General features: G+C 62.4%; 24 protein-coding genes. 11 read left to right on the plus strand and 13 right to left on the minus strand.

All coding sequences use genetic code 11. The features are described from left to right. Nucleotides 1-297: 297 nt before the first annotated feature. The 9 genes from BLL38_RS26320 to BLL38_RS26360 form a co-directional block, all read right to left on the minus strand. A complete protein-coding gene (locus tag BLL38_RS26320; RefSeq protein WP_076964904.1) occupies nucleotides 298-1,455 on the minus strand; it encodes a phospholipase D-like domain-containing protein in 1,158 nt (385 codons plus the stop codon). A gap of 1 nt (nucleotide 1,456) precedes the next feature. After that, complete coding sequence (locus tag BLL38_RS26325) at nucleotides 1,457-2,047, minus strand: YceI family protein (protein ID WP_076964905.1); 591 nt, start codon at nucleotides 2,045-2,047, stop codon at nucleotides 1,457-1,459. A 67-nt stretch (nucleotides 2,048-2,114) separates the two neighbouring features. Beyond that, nucleotides 2,115-2,885, minus strand: a complete 771-nt coding sequence (locus BLL38_RS26330) for an IclR family transcriptional regulator (RefSeq protein ID WP_076964906.1) — start codon at nucleotides 2,883-2,885, stop codon at nucleotides 2,115-2,117. Nucleotides 2,886-2,940: 55 nt separating this feature from the next. Then, complete coding sequence (locus tag BLL38_RS26335; protein ID WP_076964907.1) at nucleotides 2,941-4,377, minus strand: amidase; 1,437 nt, start codon at nucleotides 4,375-4,377, stop codon at nucleotides 2,941-2,943. Beyond that, nucleotides 4,374-5,684 (minus strand): citrate-proton symporter, encoded by a 1,311-nt coding sequence (locus BLL38_RS26340; protein WP_076964908.1) that lies wholly within the window; start codon nucleotides 5,682-5,684, stop codon nucleotides 4,374-4,376. The genes BLL38_RS26335 and BLL38_RS26340 overlap by 4 nt, the downstream gene beginning before the upstream one ends. A 57-nt stretch (nucleotides 5,685-5,741) precedes the next feature. Next, nucleotides 5,742-6,917: a M20 aminoacylase family protein gene (locus tag BLL38_RS26345; RefSeq protein ID WP_076964909.1), complete on the minus strand. Its 1,176-nt coding sequence runs from the start codon at nucleotides 6,915-6,917 to the stop codon at nucleotides 5,742-5,744. A gap of 108 nt (nucleotides 6,918-7,025) precedes the next feature. Next, nucleotides 7,026-7,340 carry a hypothetical protein gene (locus BLL38_RS26350; RefSeq protein ID WP_057439782.1) on the minus strand — a complete coding sequence of 105 codons (315 nt, stop codon included), beginning with the start codon at nucleotides 7,338-7,340 and terminating at the stop codon, nucleotides 7,026-7,028. After that, nucleotides 7,337-8,419: a serine hydrolase domain-containing protein gene (locus BLL38_RS26355; RefSeq protein ID WP_076964910.1), complete on the minus strand. Its 1,083-nt coding sequence runs from the start codon at nucleotides 8,417-8,419 to the stop codon at nucleotides 7,337-7,339. Before BLL38_RS26355 ends, BLL38_RS26350 begins: the two co-directional genes overlap by 4 nt. 109 nt (nucleotides 8,420-8,528) lie before the next feature. After that, a complete protein-coding gene (locus BLL38_RS26360; protein ID WP_076964911.1) occupies nucleotides 8,529-9,407 on the minus strand; it encodes an acyl-CoA dehydrogenase middle domain-containing protein in 879 nt (292 codons plus the stop codon). Between the two features lie 130 nt (nucleotides 9,408-9,537). On the opposite strand from BLL38_RS26360, the gene olsB reads away from it, so the two are divergent. Together olsB and BLL38_RS26370 are read left to right on the plus strand one after the other, a co-directional pair. Further along, nucleotides 9,538-10,293 carry an L-ornithine N(alpha)-acyltransferase gene (gene olsB, locus BLL38_RS26365; protein ID WP_057439788.1) on the plus strand — a complete coding sequence of 252 codons (756 nt, stop codon included), beginning with the start codon at nucleotides 9,538-9,540 and terminating at the stop codon, nucleotides 10,291-10,293. Then, the gene (locus BLL38_RS26370) at nucleotides 10,293-11,084 is read left to right on the plus strand and encodes a lysophospholipid acyltransferase family protein (protein ID WP_076964912.1); all 792 of its coding nucleotides are present in this window, start codon (nucleotides 10,293-10,295) and stop codon (nucleotides 11,082-11,084) included. Before olsB ends, BLL38_RS26370 begins: the two co-directional genes overlap by 1 nt. Before the next feature lie 89 nt (nucleotides 11,085-11,173). On the opposite strand, the gene BLL38_RS26375 is transcribed toward BLL38_RS26370, so the two are convergent. Then, the gene (locus tag BLL38_RS26375) at nucleotides 11,174-11,758 is read right to left on the minus strand and encodes an acyl carrier protein phosphodiesterase (RefSeq protein ID WP_076964913.1); all 585 of its coding nucleotides are present in this window, start codon (nucleotides 11,756-11,758) and stop codon (nucleotides 11,174-11,176) included. 154 nt (nucleotides 11,759-11,912) lie between these two features. On the opposite strand from BLL38_RS26375, the gene BLL38_RS26380 reads away from it, so the two are divergent. Genes BLL38_RS26380 through BLL38_RS26390 form a run of 3 tightly spaced genes read left to right on the plus strand, consistent with a single transcriptional unit; the run spans nucleotide 11,913 to nucleotide 14,486 of the window. Next, the gene (locus BLL38_RS26380; protein WP_076964914.1) at nucleotides 11,913-12,227 is read left to right on the plus strand and encodes an ArsR/SmtB family transcription factor; all 315 of its coding nucleotides are present in this window, start codon (nucleotides 11,913-11,915) and stop codon (nucleotides 12,225-12,227) included. A 10-nt stretch (nucleotides 12,228-12,237) separates the two neighbouring features. Then, a complete protein-coding gene (locus BLL38_RS26385; RefSeq protein WP_076964915.1) occupies nucleotides 12,238-13,404 on the plus strand; it encodes an MFS transporter in 1,167 nt (388 codons plus the stop codon). A 26-nt stretch (nucleotides 13,405-13,430) separates the two neighbouring features. After that, a complete protein-coding gene (locus BLL38_RS26390) occupies nucleotides 13,431-14,486 on the plus strand; it encodes an alkene reductase (RefSeq protein ID WP_076964916.1) in 1,056 nt (351 codons plus the stop codon). A 252-nt stretch (nucleotides 14,487-14,738) separates the two neighbouring features. Here BLL38_RS26390 and BLL38_RS26395 read toward each other — a convergent pair whose 3' ends face one another. Continuing rightward, nucleotides 14,739-15,371, minus strand: a complete 633-nt coding sequence (locus BLL38_RS26395; RefSeq protein ID WP_076964917.1) for a TetR family transcriptional regulator — start codon at nucleotides 15,369-15,371, stop codon at nucleotides 14,739-14,741. Nucleotides 15,372-15,636: 265 nt separating this feature from the next. On the opposite strand from BLL38_RS26395, the gene BLL38_RS26400 reads away from it, so the two are divergent. The 6 genes from BLL38_RS26400 to BLL38_RS26425 all read left to right on the plus strand — a co-directional run bounded on the left by BLL38_RS26400 (nucleotide 15,637) and on the right by BLL38_RS26425 (nucleotide 25,475). Continuing rightward, nucleotides 15,637-16,776: an efflux RND transporter periplasmic adaptor subunit gene (locus BLL38_RS26400; protein WP_076964918.1), complete on the plus strand. Its 1,140-nt coding sequence runs from the start codon at nucleotides 15,637-15,639 to the stop codon at nucleotides 16,774-16,776. A 3-nt stretch (nucleotides 16,777-16,779) separates the two neighbouring features. Further along, nucleotides 16,780-19,947, plus strand: a complete 3,168-nt coding sequence (locus tag BLL38_RS26405) for an efflux RND transporter permease subunit (protein WP_076964919.1) — start codon at nucleotides 16,780-16,782, stop codon at nucleotides 19,945-19,947. Further along, nucleotides 19,947-21,404: an AdeC/AdeK/OprM family multidrug efflux complex outer membrane factor gene (adeC, locus tag BLL38_RS26410; RefSeq protein WP_076964920.1), complete on the plus strand. Its 1,458-nt coding sequence runs from the start codon at nucleotides 19,947-19,949 to the stop codon at nucleotides 21,402-21,404. The genes BLL38_RS26405 and adeC overlap by 1 nt, the downstream gene beginning before the upstream one ends. A 166-nt stretch (nucleotides 21,405-21,570) precedes the next feature. Beyond that, complete coding sequence (locus BLL38_RS26415) at nucleotides 21,571-22,821, plus strand: OprD family porin (RefSeq protein ID WP_076964921.1); 1,251 nt, start codon at nucleotides 21,571-21,573, stop codon at nucleotides 22,819-22,821. A gap of 84 nt (nucleotides 22,822-22,905) precedes the next feature. Then, nucleotides 22,906-23,802 (plus strand): polysaccharide deacetylase family protein, encoded by an 897-nt coding sequence (locus tag BLL38_RS26420; protein WP_076964922.1) that lies wholly within the window; start codon nucleotides 22,906-22,908, stop codon nucleotides 23,800-23,802. A 113-nt stretch (nucleotides 23,803-23,915) separates the two neighbouring features. Beyond that, nucleotides 23,916-25,475: a M91 family zinc metallopeptidase gene (locus BLL38_RS26425; protein ID WP_083743124.1), complete on the plus strand. Its 1,560-nt coding sequence runs from the start codon at nucleotides 23,916-23,918 to the stop codon at nucleotides 25,473-25,475. Between the two features lie 26 nt (nucleotides 25,476-25,501). On the opposite strand, the gene pcaC is transcribed toward BLL38_RS26425, so the two are convergent. Together pcaC and pcaD are read right to left on the minus strand one after the other, a co-directional pair. Continuing rightward, complete coding sequence (gene pcaC / locus BLL38_RS26430) at nucleotides 25,502-25,894, minus strand: 4-carboxymuconolactone decarboxylase (protein ID WP_076964923.1); 393 nt, start codon at nucleotides 25,892-25,894, stop codon at nucleotides 25,502-25,504. 10 nt (nucleotides 25,895-25,904) lie between these two features. Further along, complete coding sequence (pcaD, locus tag BLL38_RS26435; RefSeq protein WP_076964924.1) at nucleotides 25,905-26,696, minus strand: 3-oxoadipate enol-lactonase; 792 nt, start codon at nucleotides 26,694-26,696, stop codon at nucleotides 25,905-25,907. Between the last annotated feature and the right edge of the window lie 8 nt (nucleotides 26,697-26,704).

Genomic DNA, 26,704 nt, shown 5'->3' on the forward strand with positions numbered 1-26,704 from the left:
GCGACTTGAGCACTTACGAGGTACCGCCTTGGGCTTTAGAAATTTAACCAATTACATAGCCAGGTGCTTGCTGAAGTCAGGAGGGTTTAGAAATCAGCTACACCCTTAAATGCGAAGAGCCCCATTAACAATCACATAAAACACCTAAATAGAGTCTAACCCTGGCCCCTCAATGATTCAGGGGGCCAGTTACCGCGACACCCCAGGGCCAACTGGACTATTAGGCTGTCATGACATACCTGGCCGGCACTGCCACTGACCCAAGCCCCTCACCTTCATTTGCCCTGAGGTGCCCTTCTAACCCCGCCGATCCAACACATTCACCACCAACCGATCAATCCACCCCCACACCCGCTGCTTCACCCGCCGCCACAAGGGCCGGGCCTTCCACGCTTGCAGGCTGACCGCCTGGCTCTGGGCAAAATCGCGCTCGAAACTGCCCGCCACCGCCAGCGTCAACTCCGGGTCCAGGGCTTCCAGGTTGGCCTCCAGGTTAAAGCGCAGGTTCCAGTGATCGAAATTGCACGAGCCGATGCTCACCCAATCGTCCACCAGCACCATCTTCAGGTGCAGGAAGCACGGCTGGTATTCAAAGATCTTCACCCCGGACCTGAGCAGGCGCGGGTAGTAGCGGTGCCCGGCGTAACGCACCGATGGATGGTCGGTGCGTGGCCCGGTCAGCAGCAGGCGCACGTCCACGCCACGCCCGGCCGCGCGGCGCAAGGCCCGGCGTACGCTCCAGGTAGGCAAGAAGTACGGCGTGGCCAGCCAGATACGGCGCTGGCCGCTGTTCAAGGCGCGGATCAGCGACTGCAAAATGTCCCGGTGCTGGCCGGCATCGGCATAGGCCACCCGCCCCAGGCCCGACCCGGTTGCCGGCACTTTGGGCAGGCGCGGCAGGCCGAAGTGCGTGGCCGGTTTCCAGGCACGGCGGTGATCGTTGACCCGCCATTGGCGGTCGAACAGGGCTTGCCAGTCCAGCACCAACGGGCCGCTGATGTGCACCATCACCTCATGCCACTCACAGGTATCTTGCCCTGGGGTCCAGAACTCATCAGTAACCCCGGTGCCGCCCACGAAGGCGACGTGCTGGTCGATCAACAGCAGTTTGCGGTGGTCGCGGTACAGGTTGCGCATCCAGCGGCGCCAGCGCAGGCGATTGTAGAAGCGCAGCTCCACCCCGGCCTCGGTCAGGCGCCGCCGCAGGCTGAGGGTAAATGCCAGGCTGCCGTAGTCATCGAACAGGCAACGCACCTGTACCCCGCGCTCGGCCGCCTGCACCAGGGCCTGGACCATCGCCTCGGCACAGGCGCCCGCCTCCACCAGGTACAGTTCCAGCTCCACCTGATGCTCGGCACGGGCGATGCTCACCAGCATCTGCGGGAAAAAATTCGCGCCGTCGATCAGCAATTCAAAGCGGTTGGCGCTGCGCCAGGGGAACACCGCGCCGCCCATCTCAGCGCGCCGTGAAAATCAGTACCGCACCCACCGGCACCGACAGGCTGATCGCATCCAGGCCGGCAGCCTTGCGCAAGGTCTCGACACCGGCGAGCAGGTCAAAATCCCTGGCATGCAGCACCAACGGCTCCAGGGTCACCACCTGGAAACGCCGGTCGTCCAGGCGCGTGATCAGCAATTCGGCGTTGTAGGCCTGGGTCTTGCCATGCAGGGTGACCGACAGCGGCAGGCGCAACTCCAGCTGCGCGCCGGTGGCCAGGTCGTTGAGCGGCTGCAGGTTGATTTGCGCGTTGATCAGCGCATTGGGCTGAGCCTTGATCTGGAACAGCTCGTTGCGCATGCGCTCGTCACGCAGCGGGATGCCACTGTTGATCGACTCCAACTCGACTTCCACCTGCGCGGCACCTTTCTCGTCGACCTTGCCGTGCAGCACCAGGAAGCGCTGGACTTCGGAAATATCGGTGTTTTTGGTGGTGACGAACGACAGCCGTGAGGATTCGTTATCCAGATACCAGGCGGCCTGCGCAGGCATGGCGGCAGCGGCCAGCAGCAGGAAGGCCAGGGGCTTGAAGACGGATGCGTTGAACATTAATTAAACACTCGCGCGCAGAAAAACCTGCACAAACCTTAACTGGCCGGCTTGTTGTACGCAATGTTTAGACCAGTGCGTGCTGCACCCCTTGCACGGTCGCCTCCAGGCTCGCCAGATGCAAACTCAACACCCGCTCCACCGGCGCCTGGTGCATGGGCCAATGCAGCGCCATGCTCCCCACCAACCGCCCATTGGCCCGCACCGGCAACGCCACCGCGCGGATCAGGAATGGCAAGCGCACCGGGTATTCCCAGTACCCTTCGGTGCGCTGGCCAAACCCCTGGTGTTGGGATTGCTCGCAGGCGCGGTACTGATCGTCGGCCGCCACCTGTTCGCGACAGGCCAAGCGTTGCACCTCGTCAGCCGCCAGCTCGGCCAGGCACGCCTTGCCCATGGCCGAATGGAACAGGCTGGCATGCTGGCCAACGATCTGGCAGTTATTCGGGTACAGCTTGCGCAATACCGTGGGGATCGCGCTTTCCATGACTTCCAGGCGCTCGCCGTCAAAGTTCGACAGATCCGCCACCAGCCCGGTGCGTTCGCTGAGCTCCACCAGCCAGGGCGCCGCGCACTCCACCAGGCGCCGCTTGAAGCGTTGCTGGGTATCGCCAAACAAGCGCTGGGCACTGAGGCGATAGCGCCGGTCGCTCAGGCCGCGATAGATCCAGCCCTGTTCCTGCAAGGTCAGCAGCATCCGCGACACCGTGGCCTTGGGCAGGCAGGTCAGGTAATGCAGTTCTTCAAGCCCCAGGGCCTGGTGCTCGCCCAGCAGCTCGATGATGGCCAGTGCCCGCTCCACTGAACGTACAGTCCCTGTGTCGACGTTGCTGCCCATGGCTCGATCTCCGATTGCGGGTGGATGAACGAATTTCACAGCAAGATATAGGCCGTCACCCGCCCAGGCATTCCGGGGGGCGGCGCTGCACCCAGTGCGTCAGTTGCTCATGGGCATACGCCAGTTGCAGCACAGCGCGATCCGCCAGGGCCGGGCCGATGATTTGCAGGCCCATGGGCAAGCCTTGCGGGTTGAAGCCCACCGGTACACTCATGCTCGGCAAGCCGGCCAATGTCGGGCCGATCACCACCTCCATCCAGCGGTGATAGGTGTCCATGGTTTGCCCTGCCACGACGCGTGGCCAGGGCTGTTGTGCATCGAAAGGGAACACTTGGGCGGTGGGCAACAGCAGGAAATCGTAACGTTCAAACAACCTGGCCAGGGCGCGATACCAGTCACTGCGCGCCAGCGACGCCTGATACACATCCGCCGCGCTCAGGGCCAGGCCGCCCTCCACCTCCCATTGGGCTTCGGGCTTGAGCAACGCACGTTTTTGCGGGTCGGCATACGCCGCCCCCAGCGCGCCCTGCACCAGCCAATGACGATGGACCAGCCAGGTTTGCCACAGGCGCGCCATGGAAAAGTCCGGCTGGCAGCTTTCGACCGCGCAACCCAGCGCGCTGAAATCGCCGAGGGCCGATTCACACAGGCTCAGCACGCCCTCTTCCATCGGCAGATAGCCGTTGTAGTCCCCCAGCCAGCCCAGGCGCACGCCCTTGAAATCCCGGGCCAACGCCGTGCCAAAGACGCGGGGATCGTCCTTGAGCGACAACGGCACCCGCGAGTCATACCCGGCCTGGATGCTCAACAGTTGCGCCACGTCCGCCACACTGCGGCCCATCGGGCCCTCGGTGGCCAGTTGCTGGACAAACACCTCCGGCGCCGGGCCATGGGGCACGCGGCCCTGGGACGGGCGCAGGCCGAATACGTTGTTGAACGCCGCCGGGTTGCGCAGCGAGCCCATCATGTCGCTGCCATCAGCCACCGGTAGCATGCGCAACGCCAGGGCCACCGCCGCCCCGCCGCTGCTGCCGCCCGCCGCCAAGGCCGGGTCGTAGGCATTGCCGGTGGTGCCGAATACGCGGTTGTAGGTCTGCGAACCCAGGCCAAACTCCGGCACGTTGCTCTTGCCGATGATAATCGCGCCGCTGGCCCGCACCCGCGCCACGGCGATCGCGTCTTCGGTGGGCATCTGTTCGGCGAACAGGGGCGAACCCAGGGTGGTGCGCAGGCCTTTGGTCGCCGCCAGGTCCTTGATGGCCTGGGGCATGCCGTGCATCCAGCCACGGGAACGGCCCTGGTCCAGCTCAAGGTCACAGGTACGGGCTTCGGCCAGCACATCGGCTTCGTCACGCAACGACACCAGGGCATTGACCGAGGGGTTCAAGCGCGCGATCTGCGCCAGGTAGGCCTGCATCACTTCGTGGCAGGACACCTGCCGGGCATGGATCGCCCGGGACAGCCCGAGCGCATCCAGTTCAACGATGTTCAAGGTTTCACCCCCTTGGCAAACCGCGCCGGCGCTGCAGCCCTTGGCGCTTCCTGCATGCAGTAGGTGCCCAGCAGCGTCAGCACGCAAGCAAACAGCACATAAAACGCCGGCGCGACCGGTGTGCCCAACTCTTTGCTCAACCAGGTGACAATCAGCGGGGCGAAACCGCCGAACACCATCACCGCCACGTTATAGGCCACCGACACGCCGGTGGAACGCACCTCGATGGGAAACTGCTCGGCCAGGGCCGTCGGCGCCGGGCCGAAGAAGCCGCCGATGGCGATGCACAGCATCACTTGCATCACCAGCAGGCGCTCGATGGACGGCGCCGCCGCAACCCACACATACAGCGGGTAGACCATCACGAAAAACGCCAGGGTAAAGCCCATCAACACCGGGCGTCGGCCCAGGCGATCCGAGAGCAGGCCGGACAAGGGAATGACCACGGTCATCAACGCCACGGCGAACATCTGCACCATCAACACCTGATCCAGCGGCAGGCCAAGGTTCTTGTGGGCGAAGGTCGGCATATTCACCAGCACCACGTAGAACGACACCGTCGCCCCGCAGGCCAGGCCCATGCTCACCAGGATGCTGCGCCGATGGTTACGCAATACATCCATCAGGCTTGGCGCGGGGCCGGTGGCCTGTTTGCGCGCTTGGATAAATTCCTCGGGGTCTTCCATGTGCCGGCGAATCCACAAGCCCACCGGGCCGATCAGCAGGCCGAACACAAACGGCAGGCGCCAGCCCCACAGGTCGAGGGTCTCTGGGGAAAAGAAGTGGGTGACCAACGCCACCATCGCCGCGCCGCCAAATACCGCCAGGCACTGCCCGACCAATTGCCAGGAGCCGTACAGGCCCTTGCGATGGGCCGGTGCGCTTTCCACCAGGAACGCCGTGGCGCTGGCATATTCGCCGCCGGTGGCAAAACCCTGGAGCATCCGCGCCACCACGATCAACAGCGGCGCACCCATGCCGATGGCGGCGTAGTTGGGCGCAAACACGATCAGCGCGATGGACACGGTCATCAAGCGGATAATCAACTGCATGGCGGCCTTGCGGCCTTTGCGGTCGGCGTACATGCCGAGCAGGATGCCGCCCACCGGGCGCATAAAGAAGCCCACGCCGAAGGTGGCCAGGGCCATCAGCAGCGAGGCGTACTCATCGTCCGAGGGGAAGAACTGCCGGGCGATGATGCTGGCCAGAAAGCCATAGACGATGAAGTCGTACCACTCCAGCGCGTTGCCGACCACCGCCGCGACCACTTGCCGGGTGCGGGACACGCCTTTTATTGAAGTCTGCATGGGAACACTCCATTCAACCTGTTGAGGAAAGGTCCAGCGGCAGGAAAAGGCAGTTCGTCAGGCCGGCTTGAGCCAGCTCTCGGCCAGGGCGCCCCAGTAGGCGGCGCCGGTCAGCAGGATCTCGTCGTTGAAGTCATAGGCAGGGTTGTGGACCATCGGCCGCGACACGCCGTTGCCGATAAACAGGTAGCTGCCGGGGCAGCGTTGGAGCATCCAGGCGAAGTCTTCACTGCCCATCAACTTGGGCGTATTGGCGTCGACCGCGGCCTCACCGAGCAAGGCAATGCCGACCTGGCGGGCGAACTCGGTTTCGGCGCCATGGTTGACCAGCACCGGGTAGGCCGGGCGATGTTCGATCTGCGCGGTACAGCCAAAGCTGGCGGCCTGGGTCTGGATGATTGCCTTGACCCGCTCCAGCATCTGCTCGCGCACCGGCGCATTGAGGGCGCGCAGGCTCAGGCGCAGGATGGCCTGCTGGGGAATCACGTTGGCAGCCTGCCCTGCTTGCAGGGCGCCGACGGTCACCACTGCCGCTTCCTGGGCGTCGATATTGCGCGCCACCACCGTCTGCAAGGCCATCACCGTACTGGCGGCGGCCACCAGCGGGTCCACGGTCAGGTGCGGCATGGAGCCGTGGCCGCCGACGCCTTCGAGGGTCACGGTGAGCAGGTCCTGGGAAGCCATCATCGGCCCGATCCGCAGGCCCAGGTGGCCGGCGGGCAAGCCGGGCATATTGTGCATGCCGAACAACGCGTCGCAGGGGAAGCGCTCCAGCAAGCCATCGGCAAGCATCGCTTCGGCGCCGCCCTGGCCTTCTTCGGCCGGCTGGAAGATCAGGTTGAGGGTGCCGTCGAACTGACGCGTCGCCGCCAGGTAGCGCGCAGCGCCCAGCAGCATGGTGGTGTGACCGTCGTGACCGCAGGCATGCATGCAGCCGGCGTGTTGGCTGCTGTAGGCGACGCCGGTGTTTTCGATGATCGGCAAGGCGTCCATGTCGGCACGGATCCCCAGGGTGCGCGTGCTGCGGCCATTGCGCAGCACGCCGACCACACCGGTGTGGCCGATGCCGGTATGCACCTCAAAACCCCAGTTTTTCAGGGATTGGGCGACCAGGGCCGCCGTGCGGTTTTCTTCAAACCCCAGTTCGGGGTGGGCGTGGATGTCCTGGCGCACGGCGTGCAGGTCGCTGGCGACATCGCTCAGCCAATCCAGGATGTGCTGGTGTGGGCGCATGGTGATTCTCCTCGCAGGCGGGTATTCCCGTTCTTTTTTGTGGCACCACCACAGATAACCGCGATGGGCGTGCGAGGACAATCAAAGGTGGTTCCACCCTGTGGAACCTCAGGGCAGCAGGCGGCAACCCTGGCGCTCGCCCAGCCATTGGGCGCTGTGGCTGCGGCCCAGGCCGCTGGCGGTGACCAGGCGCGTTTGCGGATGATCGGCAAAGGCGCTGGTGGGAACGTATTGCTTCACATACCCCAGGCAATAGTCAGCAGGATTGCCCGCCACATACCGACACGAGCAATACTCCTTGGCCGTATACGCCGCGATGATATCGGGGAAGGCTTGCAGGTTGACGCGCTCATGCCAGATCCACCCCAGCAAGGCGAGCAACAGCAGGAGAAACAGGCTGATAAACGGGCGACGACGGATCATGGTTGCACCGCCGCGAGCACGCGTTTGAGCAGTTCGTTGTGGCGATAGCGGCCGTCGCGGTCGTCGCCGTAGCGCACGATCACCAGCTTGGCCTCGGGCAACACATACAACGCCTGGCCCCAGTGGCCCAGGGCCGCGAAGGTATCCTCGGGCGCATCCGGCCAGGGCCTGGCGGCGCCCTGTACCTGGCGGTTGAGCCACCAGTGGCCGCCGGGCACGGCTTCGTCCTGGCCCGCCGTGTACTGCGCCAGGGGCTGACGATTGAAGTCGACCCAGGCCTTGGGCAGCAATTGCCGCTCGCCCCAACGCCCGTCCCGCGCCATCAACAAGCCGACCCGCGCCAGGTCGCGGGCAGTGAGGTAGGCATAGGACGAGGCAACGAAGGTTTCAGTGGCATCGCTTTCCCACGTCACACTGCGCATGCCCAAAGGCGTGAACAGCGCGGTCCACGGGTAATCGACATAAGCCTTGTGCCCGAGCATGCCCTTGAGAGCGGCAGACACGAGATTGCTGTCACCGCTGGAGTAACGAAAGGCCTGGCCCGGCGCGGCGAAAGGAGTGCTCTGGGCGGCAAACTCCGCCATATCAGCGCGGCCACGGGTGTAGAGCATGGCCACCACCGAGGATTTCAGCGGGGCGTATTCGTAGTCTTCCTGCCAGTCCAGGCCCGAGGCCCAGTTCAGCAGGTGCGCCAGGGTGATGGTCGGGTGTTGCTTCATCGGCGGATAAAAGCGCGCGGCCGGGTCGCTCAGTTTGAAGCGGTTTTCGCCGTACGCCACGCCCAGGACGGTGGCCATCAGGCTTTTGCTGATGGACCAGGTCAGGTGTGGCGTGGTGGCCGTGGTGGGCGCGGCGTAGCGTTCATAAATAATGGTGCCGTCGCGGATCACCAACAATGCGTCGGTGCGAATGCCTTCGCGGGTGATGTCATTGCGCGCCGGGAAGGCATAGTCCTCCAGTGCCTTGACGGCGGGGCCGGCCAGTTGCGGGCCCTGGGGCCAATCCTTCGCCGGCCAGGCCTGGGCATGTGCGGTAGCGGTGAACAACAGCCAGGCGACGCACAGCAGGCCTTTGACCATGGACAAGTACTCGGGGGCATTCAAGCCCGCGAGCCTAATGCAGATAAATGACGGTTTGGCGACAGGCCTGGGAACCACCCCATAGCTCCCACACACGCTCATCCCACAGTCAGCGGGGGGCTGGGTTCAGGGCTTTTTCCAGGCGTTTGGCCCGGGCGCTGGCGGCCAGGTCCAGCACGGCCTGGTCGCGCTGCCACATGGCGGCCCACGCCCCTTCGGCCATCGCTTGATTGATCTGTGGCTTCAGCGCCTCGAACTGCGCAAACAATCCCCCCAACACCACATGCCCCGCCGCCGATGCGCTGGGTTGGCGAATGACCTCGGCGCAGCCGGCCAGCAACGCCAGTAACTGCAGGCGCAGGGCCTGGGGCCAGGCACACTCCTGGCCGATGCCATGCAACCAGGCGGTCATCGCGCTCAGTACATAGGTGTCCTCCAGGGTGCGGAAGGGTTTGACGTAATCGTCCCAGCCATCCCCCGGCAAGCGCTCGCAAGCGGCATGGTCGAGGTGGACGCGGCCGTGGCTGATATCGGGCATCAAGGCGATCGCGGGCAAGGGTTCCACCCGTACGCCGGGCTCGCCGGCCAGCACCACGGCCAGGGTCAGGCGCGGCTTTTCATCCGCGGCCTCGCAGCGGGCGGCGATCAACAGCCAGTCGGCGGCATCGCCGGCGGTGGCGAAGTCCTTGCGCCCGCTCAGGCGCAGGTCGTCCAGGCGCGTTTGCATGTCCAGCGGGCGCAGGCTGCGCTGTTCGGTCGCACACAGGGCGCCCAGGCTGTGGGGCGCGCTGGGCCATAACGCGCGCAACGCCGCTTGATAGCCCACCAGGAACGCCAGGCCGGGCGTGGCCATCAGGCGCGCGCCCTGGGTCGCCAGCTCGAAGGGCGTGACCTGCCCCAGGCGTTGCAATAAAACGCTGTAGCCCTCGGCCAGGTTGGCGTGGGCGGGCAGTCGGGCAGGTCGGTCGAGCAAAGCGTGCCAGGGCATGGAAGGCTCCTTGGGGGCTGTCATCTAAGCGTCACCGTAGATTCATGGAGATGACACCGGGGGTACATAGCCTGACTTTGCACAACAAAGTCGACTGGCCGCAACCCTGGCCGGCACCTGGAGACTCGCCATGACTCAGATCGCCCGCATCAGTGACACCGGCAATGAACGCCGTCTGCAAGCCGAACGCCTGATCGGCGCCCAGGCCTTGCAGGAAGCCCAGGCCTTGCGTTTCAGCGTTTTCAGCGGCGAGTTCAATGCCAAGCTCAAAGGCGCAGAACTGGGCCTGGACATGGATGACTATGATGTTCACTGCAGCCACATTGGCGTACGGGACTTGAACACCGGGCGACTGGTTGCCACCACCCGGTTGCTGGATCACCAGGCGGCCAGCACCCTGGGCCGGTTCTACAGCGAAGAAGAATTCAGCCTCCACGGCCTGTTGCATTTGCAGGGGCCGATCCTGGAAATCGGCCGTACCTGTGTCGACCCGGCCTACCGCAACGGCGGCACTATCGCGGTGCTGTGGGGCGAGTTGGCCGAAGTCCTCAACCAGGGCGGCTACAGCTACCTGATGGGCTGCGCGAGCATCCCGATGCATGACGGCGGCATCCAGGCCCACGCGATCATGCAGCGCCTGCGCGAACGCTACCTGTGCAACGAACACCTGCGCGCCGAGCCGAAAAAGCCTCTGCCGAGCCTGGACCTGCCGTCCAACGTCATCGCCGAAATGCCGCCACTGCTCAAGGCCTATATGCGCCTGGGCGCGAAGATCTGCGGCGAGCCGTGCTGGGACGAGGACTTCCAGGTGGCCGACGTGTTTATCCTGCTCAAGCGCGACGAGTTGTGCCCGCGTTATGCGCGCCACTTCAAGGCGGCCATGTGATGGGCCGCCTACGGGTCTACGGGCGGATCGCCCGCGTACTGCTGGTGGTAAGCCTGGGCTTGAGCATGGCCGGGGTGTTTGGCCTGTTCGAGCGCCTGGGGATCGCCAACTCCATGGTGCGGCGCCAGCGCTGGTCGCGGTTTTTCATGGCGCGCCTGAGCCATGCCCTGCCCTTTCGCGTGACCGTGCACGGTGAGCTGCCGCAACAGCCGATGCTGTGGGTCAGCAACCATGTGTCCTGGACCGATATCCCGCTGCTGGGCATGGTGACGCCGCTGTCATTCCTGTCCAAGGCCGAGGTGCGCACCTGGCCGGTGGCCGGCTGGCTGGCGGCCAAGGCCGGCAGCCTGTTTATCCGCCGCGGCTCGGGGGACAGCCAATTGATCCGCAAGCAGATGACCCGTCACCTGGAGCAAAAACACCCGCTGCTGATGTTCCCCGAAGGCACCACCACCGATGGCCGCAGCCTGCGCACCTTCCATGGCCGGCTACTGGCCAGTGCGATTGATGCCGAGGTGGCGCTACAGCCGGTGGCGATCCGTTATTTGCGCGATGGGCAGGTTGATCCGCTCGCACCGTTTATTGGTGACGATGATTTGCTCTCGCACCTGATGCGTTTGTTTGCCCATGATCAGGGCGACGTTGAGATTCATCTGCTTAAACCCATTGCCTGTGCTGGGCAGGAGCGTGCGGCACTGGCGTATCAGGCGCAGCAGGCGGTGCAGAAGGCGTTGTTTGGGCCGGTGCCACAAAGCGAGCAGGTGCCGGTTCGCCCCGCGTATGCGGCCTGAAGCAAACACGCAAAAAATGTAGGAGCTGGCTTGCCTGCGATAGCAGTGGCGACTGATACACCGCTATCGCAGGCAAGCCAGCTCCCACATTAGATCGGCGTGGATATTTGACTATCTGCATAGGCCTGCAATTGGGGATAGAACACCCGGAAATCCTCGCTCAACGGCTCATACAGCACCCGCAGTTCCTGCATCGCCTGGCCCAGCTCCTGGGGTTGGCTCAGGCGCCGGGAAATGCCCCGCAGCACGTGCTCCATCACCGCGAACTCGCGGTAGGAGCCCAGCCAGTCATCCGCCGCCATATAAGGGGCAATCTGCGCAAGGCGCCCCGGCAGTTGCGGTTCAGCCGCCAGCACCCGGTACACCCGGGAGGTAAAGCGCTCCAGTGGCTGGTCGGCATACTGTGCCCAATCGCGCGCCAGGCAATGGTCGAAGAACACATCGAGGACAATCCCCGCATAGCGGCGCCGGGTCAGGGTGAACCGTGACAACGCCTGCCCCACCAAGGGGTGGCTGTCGGTAAAGCGGTCGATGGCGCGATGCAGCTGGATCGCCGCCTCGATTTGCGGGGGGTACTGGCCCTGCAGGCGGCCTTTGACGAAATCGCCATAGAGGCTGCCCAGCAGTTGTGCAGGAAGTTGGCCGCCGAGGTGCAGATGTGCGAGATAATTCATGGCGCGCAGTTTAGCACTGCCATCAACGTATCGTTATAACCCGATATACCGATTTATGCAGTTACAAGATCAAAATCGTATTGGTATATCGGGATATAACGATTTAAAGTTCGCCTCATCGCGATATAACGTTTTACCCACACCGAGCCCTGCCATGTCCATTGACCTCGACGACATAATAAAAGCCCTGGCACACCCAGTACGGCGAGACATTCTCAACTGGCTGAAAGACCCGAAAGTGCAGTTCCCCGAGCAAGTGCACAACCACGAGTACGGCATCTGCGCCGGCCAGATCGACCAGCGCTGCGGCCTGTCGCAGTCCACCGTGTCGGCGCACCTGGCCACCCTGCAACGGGCAGGCTTGATCAGCAGCCAGAAAGCCGGGCAGTGGCACTTTTTCCGCCGCAATGAAGACGTGATCCAAGGGTTTATCCAGGCCCTCACCGAAGAACTCAGCCCACCGCTGTAAAGGACCCCACATGCCTCTTTCGCTACTCATCCTGGCCTTAAGCGCCTTCGCCATCGGCACCACCGAATTCGTCATCATGGGCCTGTTGCCCGATGTGGCGGCCGACCTCGGTGTGTCGATTCCAGGCGCCGGCTGGCTGGTGACCGGCTACGCCCTGGGCGTGGCCATCGGTGCGCCCTTTATGGCACTGGCCACCGCCAGGCTGCCGCGCAAGGCGGCCCTGGTCGCGTTGATGGGTATTTTCATTATCGGCAACCTGCTCTGCGCCCTGGCCAGTGACTACAACGTGCTGATGTTTGCCCGGGTGGTGACTGCGTTGTGCCACGGCGCCTTCTTCGGCATTGGCTCGGTGGTGGCCGCCAACCTGGTGCCGGCCAACAAGCGCGCATCGGCGGTGGCCCTGATGTTTACCGGCCTGACCCTGGCCAACGTGCTCGGCGTGCCCCTGGGCACCGCGCTGGGCCAGGAAGCCGGCTGGCGCTCGACCTTCTGGGCCGTGACGGTGATTGGCGTAATCGCACTGATCGGCCTGATCCGCTTCCTGCCGGCCAAGCGCGATGAAGAAAAACTCGATATGCGCGCCGAACTGGCAGCCCTCAAGGGGGCCGGGATCTGGTTGTCGCTGAGCATGACCGCACTGTTTGCCGCATCGATGTTCACCCTCTTCACCTATGTCGCGCCGTTGCTGGGGGATGTCACCGGCATCTCACCCAAAGGTGTGACCTGGACCCTGCTGCTGATCGGCCTGGGCCTGACCGTGGGCAATATCATCGGCGGCAAACTGGCGGACAAGCGCCTGGCGGCCACCCTGATCGGCGTATTTATCAGCATGGCCGTGGTGTCCACCGCACTGACCTGGACCAGCGTCGCCATCATCCCCACCGAAATCACCCTGTTCCTCTGGGCCACCGCTTCGTTTGCCGCCGTGCCGGCGCTGCAGATCAACGTGGTGACCTTCGGCAAGGCCGCGCCCAACCTGGTCTCGACCCTCAATATCGGCGCTTTCAATATCGGCAACGCCCTCGGCGCCTGGGTCGGCGGCAGTGTGATTGCCCACGGTTTCGGCCTGACCAGCGTGCCATTGGCCGCCGCAGCCCTGGCGATCCTGGCGCTGCTGGTCACGTTGATCACGTTCCACCAAAGCAGCGACGCCAACCTGGCCCCTGCGACCCATTAATTACTTAGAACAGACGAGTATTTGCGATGACGACTATTTTCGATCCGATCAAACTGGGTGATGTGCAGCTGTCGAACCGCATCATCATGGCGCCCCTGACCCGCTGCCGTGCCGACGCTGGCCGCGTGCCCAATGCACTGATGGCTGAATACTACGTGCAGCGGGCCTCTGCCGGGCTGATCCTCACCGAAGCCACCTCGGTGACGCCGATGGGCGTGGGCTACCCGGACACCCCGGGCATCTGGTCCAACGACCAGGTGCGCGGCTGGACCAACATCACCAAGGCGGTGCACGGCGCAGGCGGCAAGATCTTCCTGCAACTGTGGCATGTGGGGCGGATCTCCCACGGGGCCTACCTGAACGGCGAAACCCCGGTGGCGCCGAGTGCGGTCCAGCCGGCCGGCCATGTCAGCCTGATGCGCCCACTGGCGGACTACCCGACCCCACGCGCTCTGGAAACCGCGGAAATCGCCGATATCGTCGACGCCTACCGCGTGGGCGCCGAGAACGCCAAGGCCGCCGGTTTTGACGGGGTGCAGGTGCATGGCGCCAATGGCTACCTGCTCGACCAGTTCCTGCAAAGCAGCACCAACCAGCGTACCGACGAGTACGGCGGCTCCCTGGAAAACCGTGCACGGCTGTTGCTGGAAGTGACCGATGCGCTGATCGAAGTCTGGGGCGCTGGCCGCGTGGGGATGCATTTATCGCCACGGGCCGACCTACATGACATGGGCGATGACAACCTGGCAGAAACCTTCACCTACGTCGCCCGTGAACTGGGCAAGCGCGGCATCGCCTTTATCTGCGCCCGCGAGCAAGAAGCCGGCGACAGCCTGGGCCCGCAATTGAAAGCCGCGTTCGGCGGGCCGTACATTGCCAACGAGCTCTTCACCAAAGACAGCGCCAATGCCTGGCTGGCCTCGGGCAAGGCCGATGCGGTGGCGTTTGGCGTACCGTTTATCGCCAACCCGGACCTGCCGGCGCGCCTCAAGGCCGATGCGCCGCTGAACGAAGCCAACCCGCAGACCTTCTACACTCAAGGCCCGGTCGGCTACATCGACTACCCGACCCTGGCGCTCTGAGCGCGGCAACGCAAAAGCCCCGGCTCGCAAGAGCCGGGGCTTTTTATTGGATCGTGAAGCAATCGCGCGCCCACAGGTTCAGTAACACTCCTTCACAGCAATGCAACAATATCGCTACAAAATACTTAGCCGGCTACCTTTCAACCCGACCCCAGCACGTATATAACGTCACCCCACAAATAAGCCGGAAGGATGATTGACCGTCCTTGGGCTTTACTGTTGACACAAGCGGACGCAATTACGCATTTTGTATCAATTGCGCAGGTTGGGGCTCAGGCGCAGCATGTCCAGCCCGATATCCACTAGGCACTCGGCCTGCTGATACAGCTCAAAGCTGTCCGGCACCAATAGCCACTGACCGAGCAGCCCATTGATATAGCCATAAATGCACACCGCCCCGCGAGCGGTGTCGAGGTTTTCCGGCAGTTGCCCGCGGTGGACTGCATTGCGCAGTGTCAGGACGATGCGCAGGTTGCACTCAAGGCTGTGGGTCTGGCGCTGACGGCGCATGTCGCACATTTCATCGGTAAATTCGCACTTATGGAACAGGATCTCATTAATGCGCCGAGTCTTCGGGTCCAGGGCCACCTGATGAAAAAGATGGATCAGCAGCTTGCGCATGCAGCCCAGCGGATCGACCTCATCCTCGCTTTCACTGGCCCTGGCCAATTCATCCAGGGGTTCGTGCAGCGTGTCGAGCAGTGCCTGCAACAGGTCCGATTTGTTGCTGAAATGCCAGTAAATCGCGCCCCGCGTCACGCCGGCCCGCGCCGCGATATCCGCCAGCGTCGTGCGCGCAACGCCGCGCTCATAAAAGGCTTGCTCGGCGGCTTCAAGTATTTGGCTGCGCGTTTCCTGAGCTTCCTCTTTGGTACGACGAACCATGGCAGTAACACCTCAATCAGGACACGTGCGGGGGTGGATAACCACCTTCTGAATAATTATGGGACGACGCCTTCATGGGCGGCGAACGTACTAGAATCGAGGCTTGCAGCGTTGCTTTGTCAGGAATCCGCGAAGCCTGTCAAGAGTTTACAAACAACCATGAACGTAAGTATATTGCCTAGCAAGCTACTTATCTACTCACTGCCTGTTTTTTACCCTTCCACACTTCTTGTGCGTATCAAACGCGCCTGACCCGAGGATCTTCATGCAACTTAAGCCAGCTGTTACCGCTCTGGTCACTGCCGTCGCCCTGGCATCGCTGCTCAGCGGATGTAAAAAGGAAGAAGCGGCACCGCCCGCTCAAACCCCTCAGGTCGGCGTGGTCACCCTTCAACCTCAAGCCTATACCCTGACCTCCGAATTGCCGGGGCGCACCACTGCGTTCCGCATCGCCGAAGTCCGGCCCCAGGTCAATGGCATCATTCTCAAGCGCCTGTTCAAGGAAGGCGGCGACGTCAAGGAAGGCCAGCAGCTTTACCAGATCGATCCGTCGGTCTATGAAGCCACGCTCAAAAGCGCCCAGGCCAACCTGCAGCAGACCAAGTCGATTGCCGACCGCTACAAGCAACTGGTCAACGAGCAGGCGGTCAGCCGTCAGGAATACGACACCGCCGTGTCCAACCGCCTGACCTCGGAAGCCAACCTGCAGAGCGCCCAGATCAACGTGCGCTATACCAAGGTGTTCGCGCCGATCTCCGGGCGCATCGGGCGTTCTTCGGTCACCGAAGGCGCGCTGGTCAGCAATGGCCAGGCCGACGCCATGGCGGTGATCCAGCAACTGGACCCGATCTACGTCGACGTCACGCAATCCTCCGCCGAGATGCTGAAACTGCGTCGCGACCTGGAAAGCGGCCAACTGCAAAAAGCCGGCGAAAACGCCGCCATGGTCAAGCTGACCCTGGAAGACGGCAGCGAATACAGCCAGCAAGGTCGCCTGGAGTTCTCCGAGGTGTCGGTCGACCAGACCACCGGCTCGGTCACCCTGCGTGCCGTGTTCCCCAACCCTGAGCACACCCTGCTGCCGGGCATGTTTGTCCACGCGCAACTGCAGGCCGGTGTGAACAGCAAGGCGATCCTCGCCCCGCAGCAAGGCGTGACCCGCGATATCCGGGGTATCCCGACGGCGCTGGTGGTGACCGCCGACAACAAGGTCGAACACCGCGTGCTGGTGGCCAACCGTACCGCCGGCGCCTACTGGCTGGTGGAAAAAGGCCTGAATGCCGGTGACCGTGTGATTACCGAAGGCTTGCAGTTCATCAAGCCGGGCATCACGGTTGACGCGAAGGAAGCCACCAACGCCAAGCCCGCCGGTACTGCTCCTGCCGCCGCTGGCAAAGGGGAGTAATACATGTCGAAATTTTTTATCGACCGTCCCATTTTCGCCTGGGTAATCGCCCTGGTGATCATGCTGGTCGGGGCCTTGTCGATCCTCAAGTTGCCCATCAACCAATACCCGGCCATCGCGCCAACCGCCATTGATATCCAGGTGACCTACCCAGGCGCGTCCGCACAAACCGTGCAGGACACCGTGGTGCAGGTGATCGAGCAGCAACTCAACGGTATCGACAACCTGCGTTATGTGGCCTCGGACAGTAACTCCGACGGCAGCATGACCATCACCGCGACGTTCAACCAGGGGACCAACCCTGACATCGCCCAGGTCCAGGTGCAGAACAAGCTGAACCTGGCGACCCCATTGCTGCCGCAAGAAGTGCAGCAACAGGGGATCCGCGTGACCAAGTCGGTGAAGAACTTCCTGATGGTGATCGGCCTGGTGTCCGAAGACGGCAGCATGACCAAGGATGACCTGTCCAACTACATCGTTTCCAACATCCAGGACCCGATTTCCCGGACGTCTGGGGTGGGTGACTTCCAGGTCTTCGGTTCCCAGTACGCCATGCGTATCTGGCTGGACCCGGCCAAGTTGAACAACTTCCAGATGACCCCGGTGGATGTCAGCAGTGCCATCGCCGCGCAGAACGTCCAGGTGGCCACCGGCCAATTGGGCGGCCTGCCAGCCCTGCCCGGCACCCAGTTGAACGCCACCATCATCGGCAAGACCCGCCTGCAGACCGCCGAGCAGTTTGAAAAGATCCTGCTGCGCGTCAACGCCGACGGCTCCCAAGTACGCCTGGGCGATGTCGCCCGTATCGAGCTGGGTGGCCAGAACTACAGCATCAGCGCCCAGTTCAACGGCAAGCCGGCCTCCGGCATGGCGATCAAGCTGGCCTCGGGCGCCAACGCCCTGGACACCGCCAAGGCCATCCGTGCCACGGTCGCGTCCCTGGAGCCGTTCTTCCCGCCGGGCATGAAGGCGGTGGTTCCGTATGACACCACCCCAGTGGTGACCGAATCGATTTCCGGGGTTGTCGATACCCTGATCGAGGCGATCGTCCTGGTGTTCCTGGTGATGTACCTGTTCCTGCAGAACTTTCGCGCCACCATCATCACCACCATGACCGTACCGGTGGTGTTGCTGGGTACGTTCGGTATCCTCGCGGCCTTCGGCTTCACCATCAACACCTTGACCATGTTCGGCATGATCCTGGCCATCGGCTTGCTGGTGGACGATGCGATCGTGGTGGTGGAAAACGTCGAGCGGGTGATGGCCGAGGAGCACCTGTCGCCCAAGGAGGCGACGGTCAAGTCCATGGGCCAGATCCAGGGAGCCCTGGTGGGTATCGCCCTGGTCCTGTCGGCGGTACTGCTGCCGATGGCGTTCTTTGGCGGCTCCACGGGGGTCATCTATAAACAGTTCTCCATCACCATTGTGTCGGCGATGGCCCTGTCGGTGCTGGTTGCCCTGATCTTCACCCCGGCCCTGTGCGCCACCATGCTCAAGCCGATCGACCCCGAAAAACATGGCCAGCCCAAGCGCGGGTTCTTCGGCTGGTTCAACCGCACCTTCGACCGTGGCGTACTGAGCTACGAGCGCGGCGTGGGCAACATGATCAAGCACAAGGCACCTTCGTTCCTGGTGTACCTGATCATCTTTGCCGGCATGATCTGGCTGTTCACCCGGATTCCAAGCGCGTTCCTGCCCGAGGAAGACCAGGGTGTGATCTTCGCCCAGGTGCAGACGCCAGTCGGTTCTTCGGCCGAGCGTACGCAAGTGGTCATCGACGAAATGCGCGCGTTCCTGTTGAACGACAAGGAAGGCGAGCCGGGCGAAGGCAAGGCCGTGAAGTCGGTCTTTACCGTGAACGGTTTCAACTTCGCTGGTCGTGGCCAAAGTTCGGGCCTGGCGTTTGTCATGCTCAAGCCGTGGGACGAGCGGGATGCCTCGCTGTCGGTGTTCGAGGTGGCCAAGCGTGCCCAGGGCTACTTCTTCCAGACCTTCAAGGACGCCATGGTATTTGCCATCGTGCCGCCTTCGGTACTGGAATTGGGTAACGCCACCGGTTTCGACGTGTTCCTGCAAGACCAGGGCGGTGTGGGTCACGAAGCGTTGATGAACGCCCGTAACCAGTTCCTCGGCATGGCTGCGCAAAGCAAGATCCTCGCCGGCGTGCGCCCCAACGGCGTCAACGATGAGCCGCAGTACGAGCTGACCATTGATGACGAGAAGGCCAGTGCCCAGGGCATCAGCCTGTCGAGCATCAACCAGACCCTGGCGATTGCCCTGGGTGGCAGCTACGTCAACGACTTTATCGACCGTGGCCGGGTGAAGAAGGTCTATGTGCAGAGCGAGGCTGCTGGCCGGATGTCCCCGGAAGACCTGAACAAGTGGTTCGTGCGCGCCAATGACGGAAAAATGGTGCCACTCTCAGCAATTGCCTCTGGCAAATGGATCTACGGCTCGCCGAAACTGTCGCGGTACAACGGTGTAGCGGCAATGGAAATCCTCGGTACACCGGCACCGGGCTACAGCACCGGTGACGCCATGGCCGAGGTCGAACGCATCGCCAAGCAACTGCCGGCGGGTGTGGGCTATGCCTGGACCGGCCTGTCGTACGAAGAACGCTTGTCCGGCTCCCAGGCACCGGCGTTGTACGCCCTGTCGCTGCTGGTGGTGTTCCTTTGCCTGGCCGCGTTGTACGAAAGCTGGTCGATTCCGATTGCGGTAGTGCTGGTGGTACCGCTGGGCGTGATCGGTGCACTGATGGCGACCAGCCTGCGAGGACTGTCCAACGACGTGTTCTTCCAGGTGGGGCTGTTGGTCACCGTGGGCCTGGCCTCGAAGAACGCCATCCTGATCGTGGAGTTCGCCAAGGAGCTGCATGAACAGGGCAAGGGCATCGTCGAGGCAGCCATCGAGGCGTCCCGCATGCGCCTGCGTCCGATCATCATGACGTCTATGGCGTTCGTCCTCGGCGTACTGCCGCTGGCGATCTCCTCGGGCGCTGGTTCAGGCAGCCAGCACGCAATCGGGACCGGGGTAATTGGCGGTATGATCACCGCCACCGTCCTGGCGATCTTCTGGGTGCCACTGTTCTTTGTGACCGTGTCTGCCATTGGCAGCCGCAAAAAAACTGACAAGTCCGATACACCGCACACTCCTAAAGAGGCTGGCTAATGCGCAAGTCGCTACTTTCCCTGGCAGTCACCGCATTCGTGCTCAGTGGCTGCTCGCTGATCCCTGACTATCAGCGACCTGAAGCACCGGTTGCCGCCCAGTTCCCGCAGGGGCCGGCGTATTCGTCGGCCCAGGCGCCGAGCCAGGCCGCTGCCGAGCAAGGCTGGAAGCAGTTTTTCCACGACCCGGCCCTGCAACAGCTGATCCAGGTCGCGCTGGTGAACAACCGTGACCTGCGCGTCGCCGCGCTGAACATCGACGCCTTTGCCGCGCAGTACCGTATCCAGCGTGCCGACCTGTTCCCGGCCGTCGGCGTCAATGGCAGCGGCAACCGCCAGCGCGTTCCGGCACGGGCCTCGCAAACCGGCGAGTCGAACATCACCAGCTCTTACTCGGCGACCCTCGGGATCAACGCCTATGAGCTGGACCTGTTCGGCCGGGTGCGCAGCCTGAGCGAAGAAGCGTTGCAGAAGTACTTCGCCACCGAAGAAGCACGCCGCAGCACGCAGATCAGCCTGGTGGCCAGCGTGGCCAACGCCTACCTGACCTGGCAAGCGGACAAGGAACTGCTGAAACTGACCCAGGACACCCTGGCGGCGTACGAGCAGAGCTTCAAGCTCACCTCGCGCAGCAACGAAGTCGGCGTGGCCTCGGCCCTGGACTTGAGCCAGGCCCGCACCTCGGTTGAAAGCGCCCGCGTGCAACTGGCCCGCTACACCCGCCAGGTAGCCCAGGACGAAAACAACCTGACCCTGCTGCTGGGCACCGGCCTGCCGGCGAATCTCGCCACCCAGCCGCTGTCCGACGACCTGTTGAGCGAAGTACCGGCCGGCCTGCCTTCGGACCTGCTGCAACGTCGCCCCGACATCCTGCAGGCCGAGCACAACCTCAAGGCGGCCAACGCCAATATCGGCGCGGCACGGGCGGCGTTCTTCCCGAGCATCAGCCTGACCGCCAATGCCGGCACCCTGAGCCCGGACCTCGGCGGCCTGTTCAAGGGCGGCTCGGGCACCTGGTCGTTCGCACCGCAGATCAACATCCCGATCTTCAACGCCGGTAGCCTGCGCGCCAGCCTGGACTACTCGAAGATCCAGAAAGAGATCAACGTCGCCACCTACGAGAAGTCGATCCAGACCGCGTTCCAGGAAGTCTCCGACGGCCTGGCAGCACGTGCGACCTACAACCAACAGTTGCAGGCCCAGCGTGATTTCGTCGAGGCCAACCAGGACTACTACCGCCTGGCCGAGCGTCGTTACCGGATTGGGGTGGATAGCAACCTGACCTTCCTCGACGCCCAGCGCCAATTGTTCGCTGCCCAGCAAACGCTGATCACCGACCGCCTGGCCCAACTGACCAGCGAAGTGACCTTGTACAAGGCCCTCGGTGGCGGCTGGAACGAACAGACCGCGAAAAATGAGCCGGTGAAAGAAGAAGCGCCGAAGCTCAAGTTGTTCTAAGCGGCGTAGCCACACACGAAGCCCACCTTTTGGTGGGCTTTTTCATGGACGCACAGTTTCGTTCGATCACCGCCCAAAACCCGCCCTCCCCCAATTGAACCGCCCCACTCACGCCCCGCACCATGGCCCGCACCTGAAAACCACCAATAACAACAGGTCCCACGCCATGAGCACCTTGCACCCTCGCCGGCTATTGCTGGCAACCGCTGTCGCCAGCCTTGCCCTCCCAGTTGTTGCTCAGGAACACGGCTTTCTGGAAGATGCCAGCGCCCACCTCAACCTGCGCAATTTCTTCTTCAACCGCAACTTCACCCACCCGACCAAGGCCCAGGGCGGTGCACAGGAGTGGACGCAGAGTTTCATCCTCGATGCCAAGTCCGGTTTCACCCAGGGCACCGTGGGGTTCGGGGTGGATGTGCTGGGCATGTATTCGCAAAAGCTCGACGGCGGTGGCGGCTCCAGTGGCACCCAATTGCTGCCCCTGGATCATGATGGCAAACCGGCGGACAACTTCGGCCGCCTGGGGGTGGCGTTCAAGGCGCGGTTATCGCAGACCGAGTTGAAGGTCGGCGAGTGGATGCCGGTGCTGCCGATCCTGCGTTCGGACGACGGCCGCTCCCTGCCGCAAACCCTGCGCGGCGGGCAGATCACCTCCAAAGAGATCGCCGGCCTGACCCTGTATGGCGGCCAGTTCCGCGCCAACAGCCCGCGTGACGACAGCAGCATGACGGACATGTCGATGTTCGGTAAAACCGCATTCACCTCCGATCGCTTCAACTTCCAGGGCGCCGAATATGCGTTCAACGACAAACGCACCCAGCTCGGCGTATGGAATGCCCAGCTCAAGGACATCTACCGCCAGCAATACCTCAACCTGACCCACAGCCAGTCCATTGGCGACTGGACCCTGGGCGCCAACCTCGGCTTCTTCTATGGCCAGGACGACGGCAGCGCCCGGGCCGGCAAGCTGCACAACAAGACCTGGTCCGGCCTGTTCTCGGCCAGGTACGGCGGCCACACCTTCTACGTCGGCCTGCAAAAACTTAGCGGCAACAGCGCGTGGATGCGGGTCAATGGCACCAGCGGCGGCACCCTGGCCAACGACAGCTTCAACGCCAGCTACGACAATGCCGAGGAAAAATCCTGGCAGGTGCGCCATGACTACAACTTCGCCCCCCTCGGCGTGCCGGGCCTGACCTTGATGAACCGCTATATCAGCGGCAGCAACGTGCACACCGCCACCGTCAGCGACGGCAAGGAATGGGGCCGAGAAAGCGAAGTGGGCTACACCGTGCAAAGCGGCAGCCTGAAAAGTCTTACCCTGCGCTGGCGCAATTCGAGCATGCGCCGGGACTACAGCAACAATGAGTTTGATGAAAACCGGTTGATCGTCAGTTACCCGATAAGTCTGCTGTAAACCCGCGACAATCTTGCGGTATGGTGCGCGCCTGCCGCTGTTGACCCCATTCAGCAGCGGCCTTTATTTGAGCCGGCCCCCACCATGAAATCCCTTGCCATAGTCGCCTTGTTCGCCCTGGCACTGAGCCTCAGCGCCTGCATCGGCGGGCCCATTGCCCTGACGCCGCAGACCGCACAACGCCTGCAAGCCCAGGCGCCGATCCGTTTTCTGCTGACCTTCGATGACGGGCCCAGTGCCTCGGGGTACGCCAACCCTAGCCGTTCGGTAATCCAGGACCTGGCCCACAACCCGGTGCAGCCGGGGATCAAGGCGATTTTCTTTTTGCAGACCGAGGCCTGGCGTTCAGGCGGCAGCCCGCGGGGGCGTAAAACCATGGAGCGCGAGCACGCGGGTGGGCATATCCTGGCCTTTCACACCGCGACGCGCTGGCACAGTAACCATCGCCTGTTAAACGACGAAGACCTGGCCCAGACCCTGCGCCTGGGCGCGGCGACGATTGCCTCGATCACTGGCGCTGCGCCGAACCTGGTACGCCCGCCCTTCTGGAACTACGACCTGCGCACTTTCGCCGCCTACCAGCGACACGGCATGCACATCTTGCTCACCGACTTGAGTGCCAATGACGGCAAGATCTGGGGCTTCAATGCCAGCCCCCAGCGCCGGGCCAACCTGCTGCGGCAACTGTCGCTGGTGCGCGAACGCATTGCCCTGGGCGAACTGCCGACCGTGGACGGGGTGATTCCGGTGGTGGTGACCTTTCACGACATCAACCGCTATACCGCCCGGCACCTGCCGGAATACCTGCAGATCCTGATGGACAGCGCCCAGGCCAATGGCCTGAAGACCGCCGCCGAGCCGTTCTACACCGACCGCTCGGCACTGGAACGCGGGGCCCTGGCGCGCACAGTGAAGGATGCCCACGAAGTGGTGCACTTGCCGGGGGTGTGGAACTGGGTGTGGGACGCCGACGCCCACTGAAAGCCGCACGGCCACCCGGGTCCTGAAAAAAATTGTATTGGTTCCCTGCGGAATCCTTGGCCACTGCTCAGCCACTAGTACTCAAAACGCACACACTATAGCGAGAGTACGTCATGGTAATAGCAACTAGCTTACAACCGTTAAATCTACCCCCTCCAAGCCAGCCTGCTGTAGCACTGGCGGGTAACTCCGTCTCGAATCCCATCACGATTCAAAGCCCGCCACTAAAAAAATCACATGCACAATTCACGTCAAGCTCAAAGTTGACCCCCGATCAAAACTACATTGAAAAATATCCAGTCTATACAAACTCTTTCACCCTCTTTAGCGACAACCATATAAAAATAACCCATAAAGTCACTTGGGAAAAAACCAAGGATGATGGATATATAAACAGAAATAACGCTCTGCAAATCGTAACAGGTGATAATTCAGACCTCATAAAAGTCAACCCTTCGTCAGGCAACGACATTCACCTAGAAGTCAATGGCACTCACTACCTATTAAAAATCAACAACCATGAAGACTACCCAGAGCAACTGCACATCAAGTCAAAAGGCGGTGATGATCACATCAGGGTTGATCCTCGCGTCACTATCCCCATCACCATTGAGGGGGGTAGGGGCAACGACAGGATTGAAACCCTTGGCAGCGGTGCAACCCGTGTCTACGGCGGTGCAGGAGATGACGACATTACCTTGGGCAGCGGCGACAGCTACGCCGAGGGCAATAGCGGCAATGACAAAATGCGTGGCGGCACGGGCAAGACCGTCATGTATGGCAACAACGGCGCTGACCTGATGTTCTCCGGCCCCGGCAGCAAGGGAACGTTCAGCTATATGGATGGCGGCACGGGCAACGACACCATGATCGGCGCCAGCCCCTTGAACCTGATGCATGGCGGCCCCGGAGAAGACTTGATGTACAGCATAGGGCCGACCACGTTCTACACCGGTCGAGGCCGGGACACCGTGCTGGCAAACCATACAAGCGACAGGATCTACGCCGACGCCGGTGATCGTGTCGCCAGGGTTGCCGGCTCTACCCTAAGACAGGTCCGAATAAACGATGCCGGCCACAAAGCCTTTAAAATCGAAGGCTCAGACAAGTTCAAACAACAAACCCAAGACGACCTTGAATTTTTCAGAAATTCGCCAACTGCACAAACAATGCTCACTGAACTGGACCAGGCGGCCGAACTCAATGGTTCCCCCGTCACCATTCGCGAGACCGGTGACCGCCCTAATTATTCATTCCGCAACAACCTCACAAGAGAATACGATAAACAACTAAAAGAATATGACGACCTCGCAGAATCCCCCTTGCTAGGTTTTATCCAAGGTCAAGCCAAGGGTTCGGTAGCAACTGGCGCGGCAATAAACAACAACCCCGGCCTCATCGTCGAAGAACCGCCGGTCATTAGTCTTTACCATGAAATGGCCCATGCTTATAACGGTGCCCATGGCACACTCCTACCAGGCCAAACCAATGACGAGCCCAACCTGGAGCGCCAAGCCGTTGGGTTGGAGACCAATGCTCCCGCCTTTGATTTTGACAACAACCCCAGGACGCCCCCCACCACAACCAACCCCAAGCCCTTTACCGAAAATGCGCTGCGTGAAGAAACCGGCTTTCCACGGCGTAATTCCTACATTCAACCTGCTGAAGAATGACTTGGCATAAGAGTGGCAAATCGTCGTCAGCCCAGCGACTCCACCCCCAGTTCGTCCCACACCGACTCGGCCAGGTGAAACGTTGCATTGGCCGCCGGAATCCCGCAGTAGATCGCGCTCTGCATCAGCACTTCCTTGATCTCGGCGCGGCTCACGCCATTGCTGGCGGCCGCGCGCAGGTGCAGTTTGAGCTCTTCGCTGCGATTCATGCCGATCAGCATGGCAATGGTGATCAGGCTGCGGGTGTGCCGGGGCAAACCGGGGCGGGTCCAGATATCGCCCCAGGCATGGCGGGTGATCATGTCCTGGAATTCGCTGTTGAACTCGGTCAGGGCATTGAGGCTGCGCTCGACATGGGCATCGCCCAGCACTTCACGACGTACCTTGAGGCCCTCGGCATAACGTTGTTTCTCGTCCACAAAAGCGCCCTCAGCGATCCAGCAGGAAAGTCAGTACCCGGTCGCTGAATGCGTCCCCGGCTTGCACGTTGGACAGGTGCGCCGCGTAGAACTCGGCGTACTCGGCACCCGGCACCTGTTGCTGAATGAACAGGCTGCCGGACGGCGGCGTCACCGCATCCTCAGTGCCGGCAATCACCAACGTCGGCACCTGGATGGAGGCCAGTTGCTCACGCAGATCCGCATCGCGCACCGCGCCGCAGTTGGCCGCATAGCCTTGGGGCGATGTGGCCGCGAGCATGTCGGTAATGCGCTTGGCCTGGTCGGGATGAGCCTGGGCAAAATCGGCGGTAAACCAGCGCGCAATCGAGGCATCGCGCAAGCCGATCATGGCCGCCTGGCCATCGCGCAGGACCATGTCGATCCGGGGGTTCCAAATTTCCGGGCTGCCGATCTTGGCCGCCGTGTTGCACAGCACCAGCTTGAGCAAGCGCTCGCCGGCATTGATCCCCAGCCACTGGCCGATCAACCCGCCCATGGACAGGCCGCAGAAATGCGCACGCTGGATATCCAGCGCATCCAGCAACGCCAGCACGTCACGCCCCAGTTGCTCAATGCTGTAGGGCCCCTCGGTGACCAGGGACTTGCCGTGGCCACGGGTGTCCAGGCGCAGCACCCGAAAATGCTCGGTAAAGGCCGGCATCTGCGTATCCCACATCTGCAGGTCGGTGCCCAGGGAGTTGGACAGCACCAGTACCGGCGCGCCTTCGGGGCCTTCCAGTTGATAGTTCAGTTCGCCATCGGCGAGTTTTACAAATCCCACAGCAGCCT

This window comes from Pseudomonas gessardii (assembly GCF_001983165.1).
GTDB classification, from domain to species: Bacteria; Pseudomonadota; Gammaproteobacteria; order Pseudomonadales; family Pseudomonadaceae; genus Aquipseudomonas; species Aquipseudomonas gessardii.

Bases quoted from the DNA above. Each gene is read 5' to 3' on its own strand.
- BLL38_RS26375 (WP_076964913.1), bottom strand. From the start codon at position 11,758: ATGAATTATCTCGCACATCTGCACCTCGGCGGCCAACTTCCTGCACAA.
- BLL38_RS26340 (WP_076964908.1), bottom strand. From the start codon at position 5,684: ATGCAGACTTCAATAAAAGGCGTGTCCCGCACCCGGCAAGTGGTCGCG.
- BLL38_RS26420 (WP_076964922.1), top strand. From the start codon at position 22,906: ATGAAATCCCTTGCCATAGTCGCCTTGTTCGCCCTGGCACTGAGCCTC.
- BLL38_RS26425 (WP_083743124.1), top strand. From the start codon at position 23,916: ATGGTAATAGCAACTAGCTTACAACCGTTAAATCTACCCCCTCCAAGC.
- olsB (WP_057439788.1), top strand. From the start codon at position 9,538: ATGACTCAGATCGCCCGCATCAGTGACACCGGCAATGAACGCCGTCTG.
- BLL38_RS26350 (WP_057439782.1), bottom strand. From the start codon at position 7,340: ATGATCCGTCGTCGCCCGTTTATCAGCCTGTTTCTCCTGCTGTTGCTC.
- BLL38_RS26385 (WP_076964915.1), top strand. From the start codon at position 12,238: ATGCCTCTTTCGCTACTCATCCTGGCCTTAAGCGCCTTCGCCATCGGC.
- BLL38_RS26330 (WP_076964906.1), bottom strand. From the start codon at position 2,885: ATGGGCAGCAACGTCGACACAGGGACTGTACGTTCAGTGGAGCGGGCA.
- BLL38_RS26355 (WP_076964910.1), bottom strand. From the start codon at position 8,419: ATGGTCAAAGGCCTGCTGTGCGTCGCCTGGCTGTTGTTCACCGCTACC.
- BLL38_RS26390 (WP_076964916.1), top strand. From the start codon at position 13,431: ATGACGACTATTTTCGATCCGATCAAACTGGGTGATGTGCAGCTGTCG.
- BLL38_RS26415 (WP_076964921.1), top strand. From the start codon at position 21,571: ATGAGCACCTTGCACCCTCGCCGGCTATTGCTGGCAACCGCTGTCGCC.
- BLL38_RS26345 (WP_076964909.1), bottom strand. From the start codon at position 6,917: ATGCGCCCACACCAGCACATCCTGGATTGGCTGAGCGATGTCGCCAGC.
- BLL38_RS26325 (WP_076964905.1), bottom strand. From the start codon at position 2,047: ATGTTCAACGCATCCGTCTTCAAGCCCCTGGCCTTCCTGCTGCTGGCC.
- BLL38_RS26405 (WP_076964919.1), top strand. From the start codon at position 16,780: ATGTCGAAATTTTTTATCGACCGTCCCATTTTCGCCTGGGTAATCGCC.
- BLL38_RS26360 (WP_076964911.1), bottom strand. From the start codon at position 9,407: ATGCCCTGGCACGCTTTGCTCGACCGACCTGCCCGACTGCCCGCCCAC.
- BLL38_RS26320 (WP_076964904.1), bottom strand. From the start codon at position 1,455: ATGGGCGGCGCGGTGTTCCCCTGGCGCAGCGCCAACCGCTTTGAATTG.
- adeC (WP_076964920.1), top strand. From the start codon at position 19,947: ATGCGCAAGTCGCTACTTTCCCTGGCAGTCACCGCATTCGTGCTCAGT.
- BLL38_RS26400 (WP_076964918.1), top strand. From the start codon at position 15,637: ATGCAACTTAAGCCAGCTGTTACCGCTCTGGTCACTGCCGTCGCCCTG.
- BLL38_RS26380 (WP_076964914.1), top strand. From the start codon at position 11,913: ATGTCCATTGACCTCGACGACATAATAAAAGCCCTGGCACACCCAGTA.
- BLL38_RS26395 (WP_076964917.1), bottom strand. From the start codon at position 15,371: ATGGTTCGTCGTACCAAAGAGGAAGCTCAGGAAACGCGCAGCCAAATA.
- BLL38_RS26370 (WP_076964912.1), top strand. From the start codon at position 10,293: ATGGGCCGCCTACGGGTCTACGGGCGGATCGCCCGCGTACTGCTGGTG.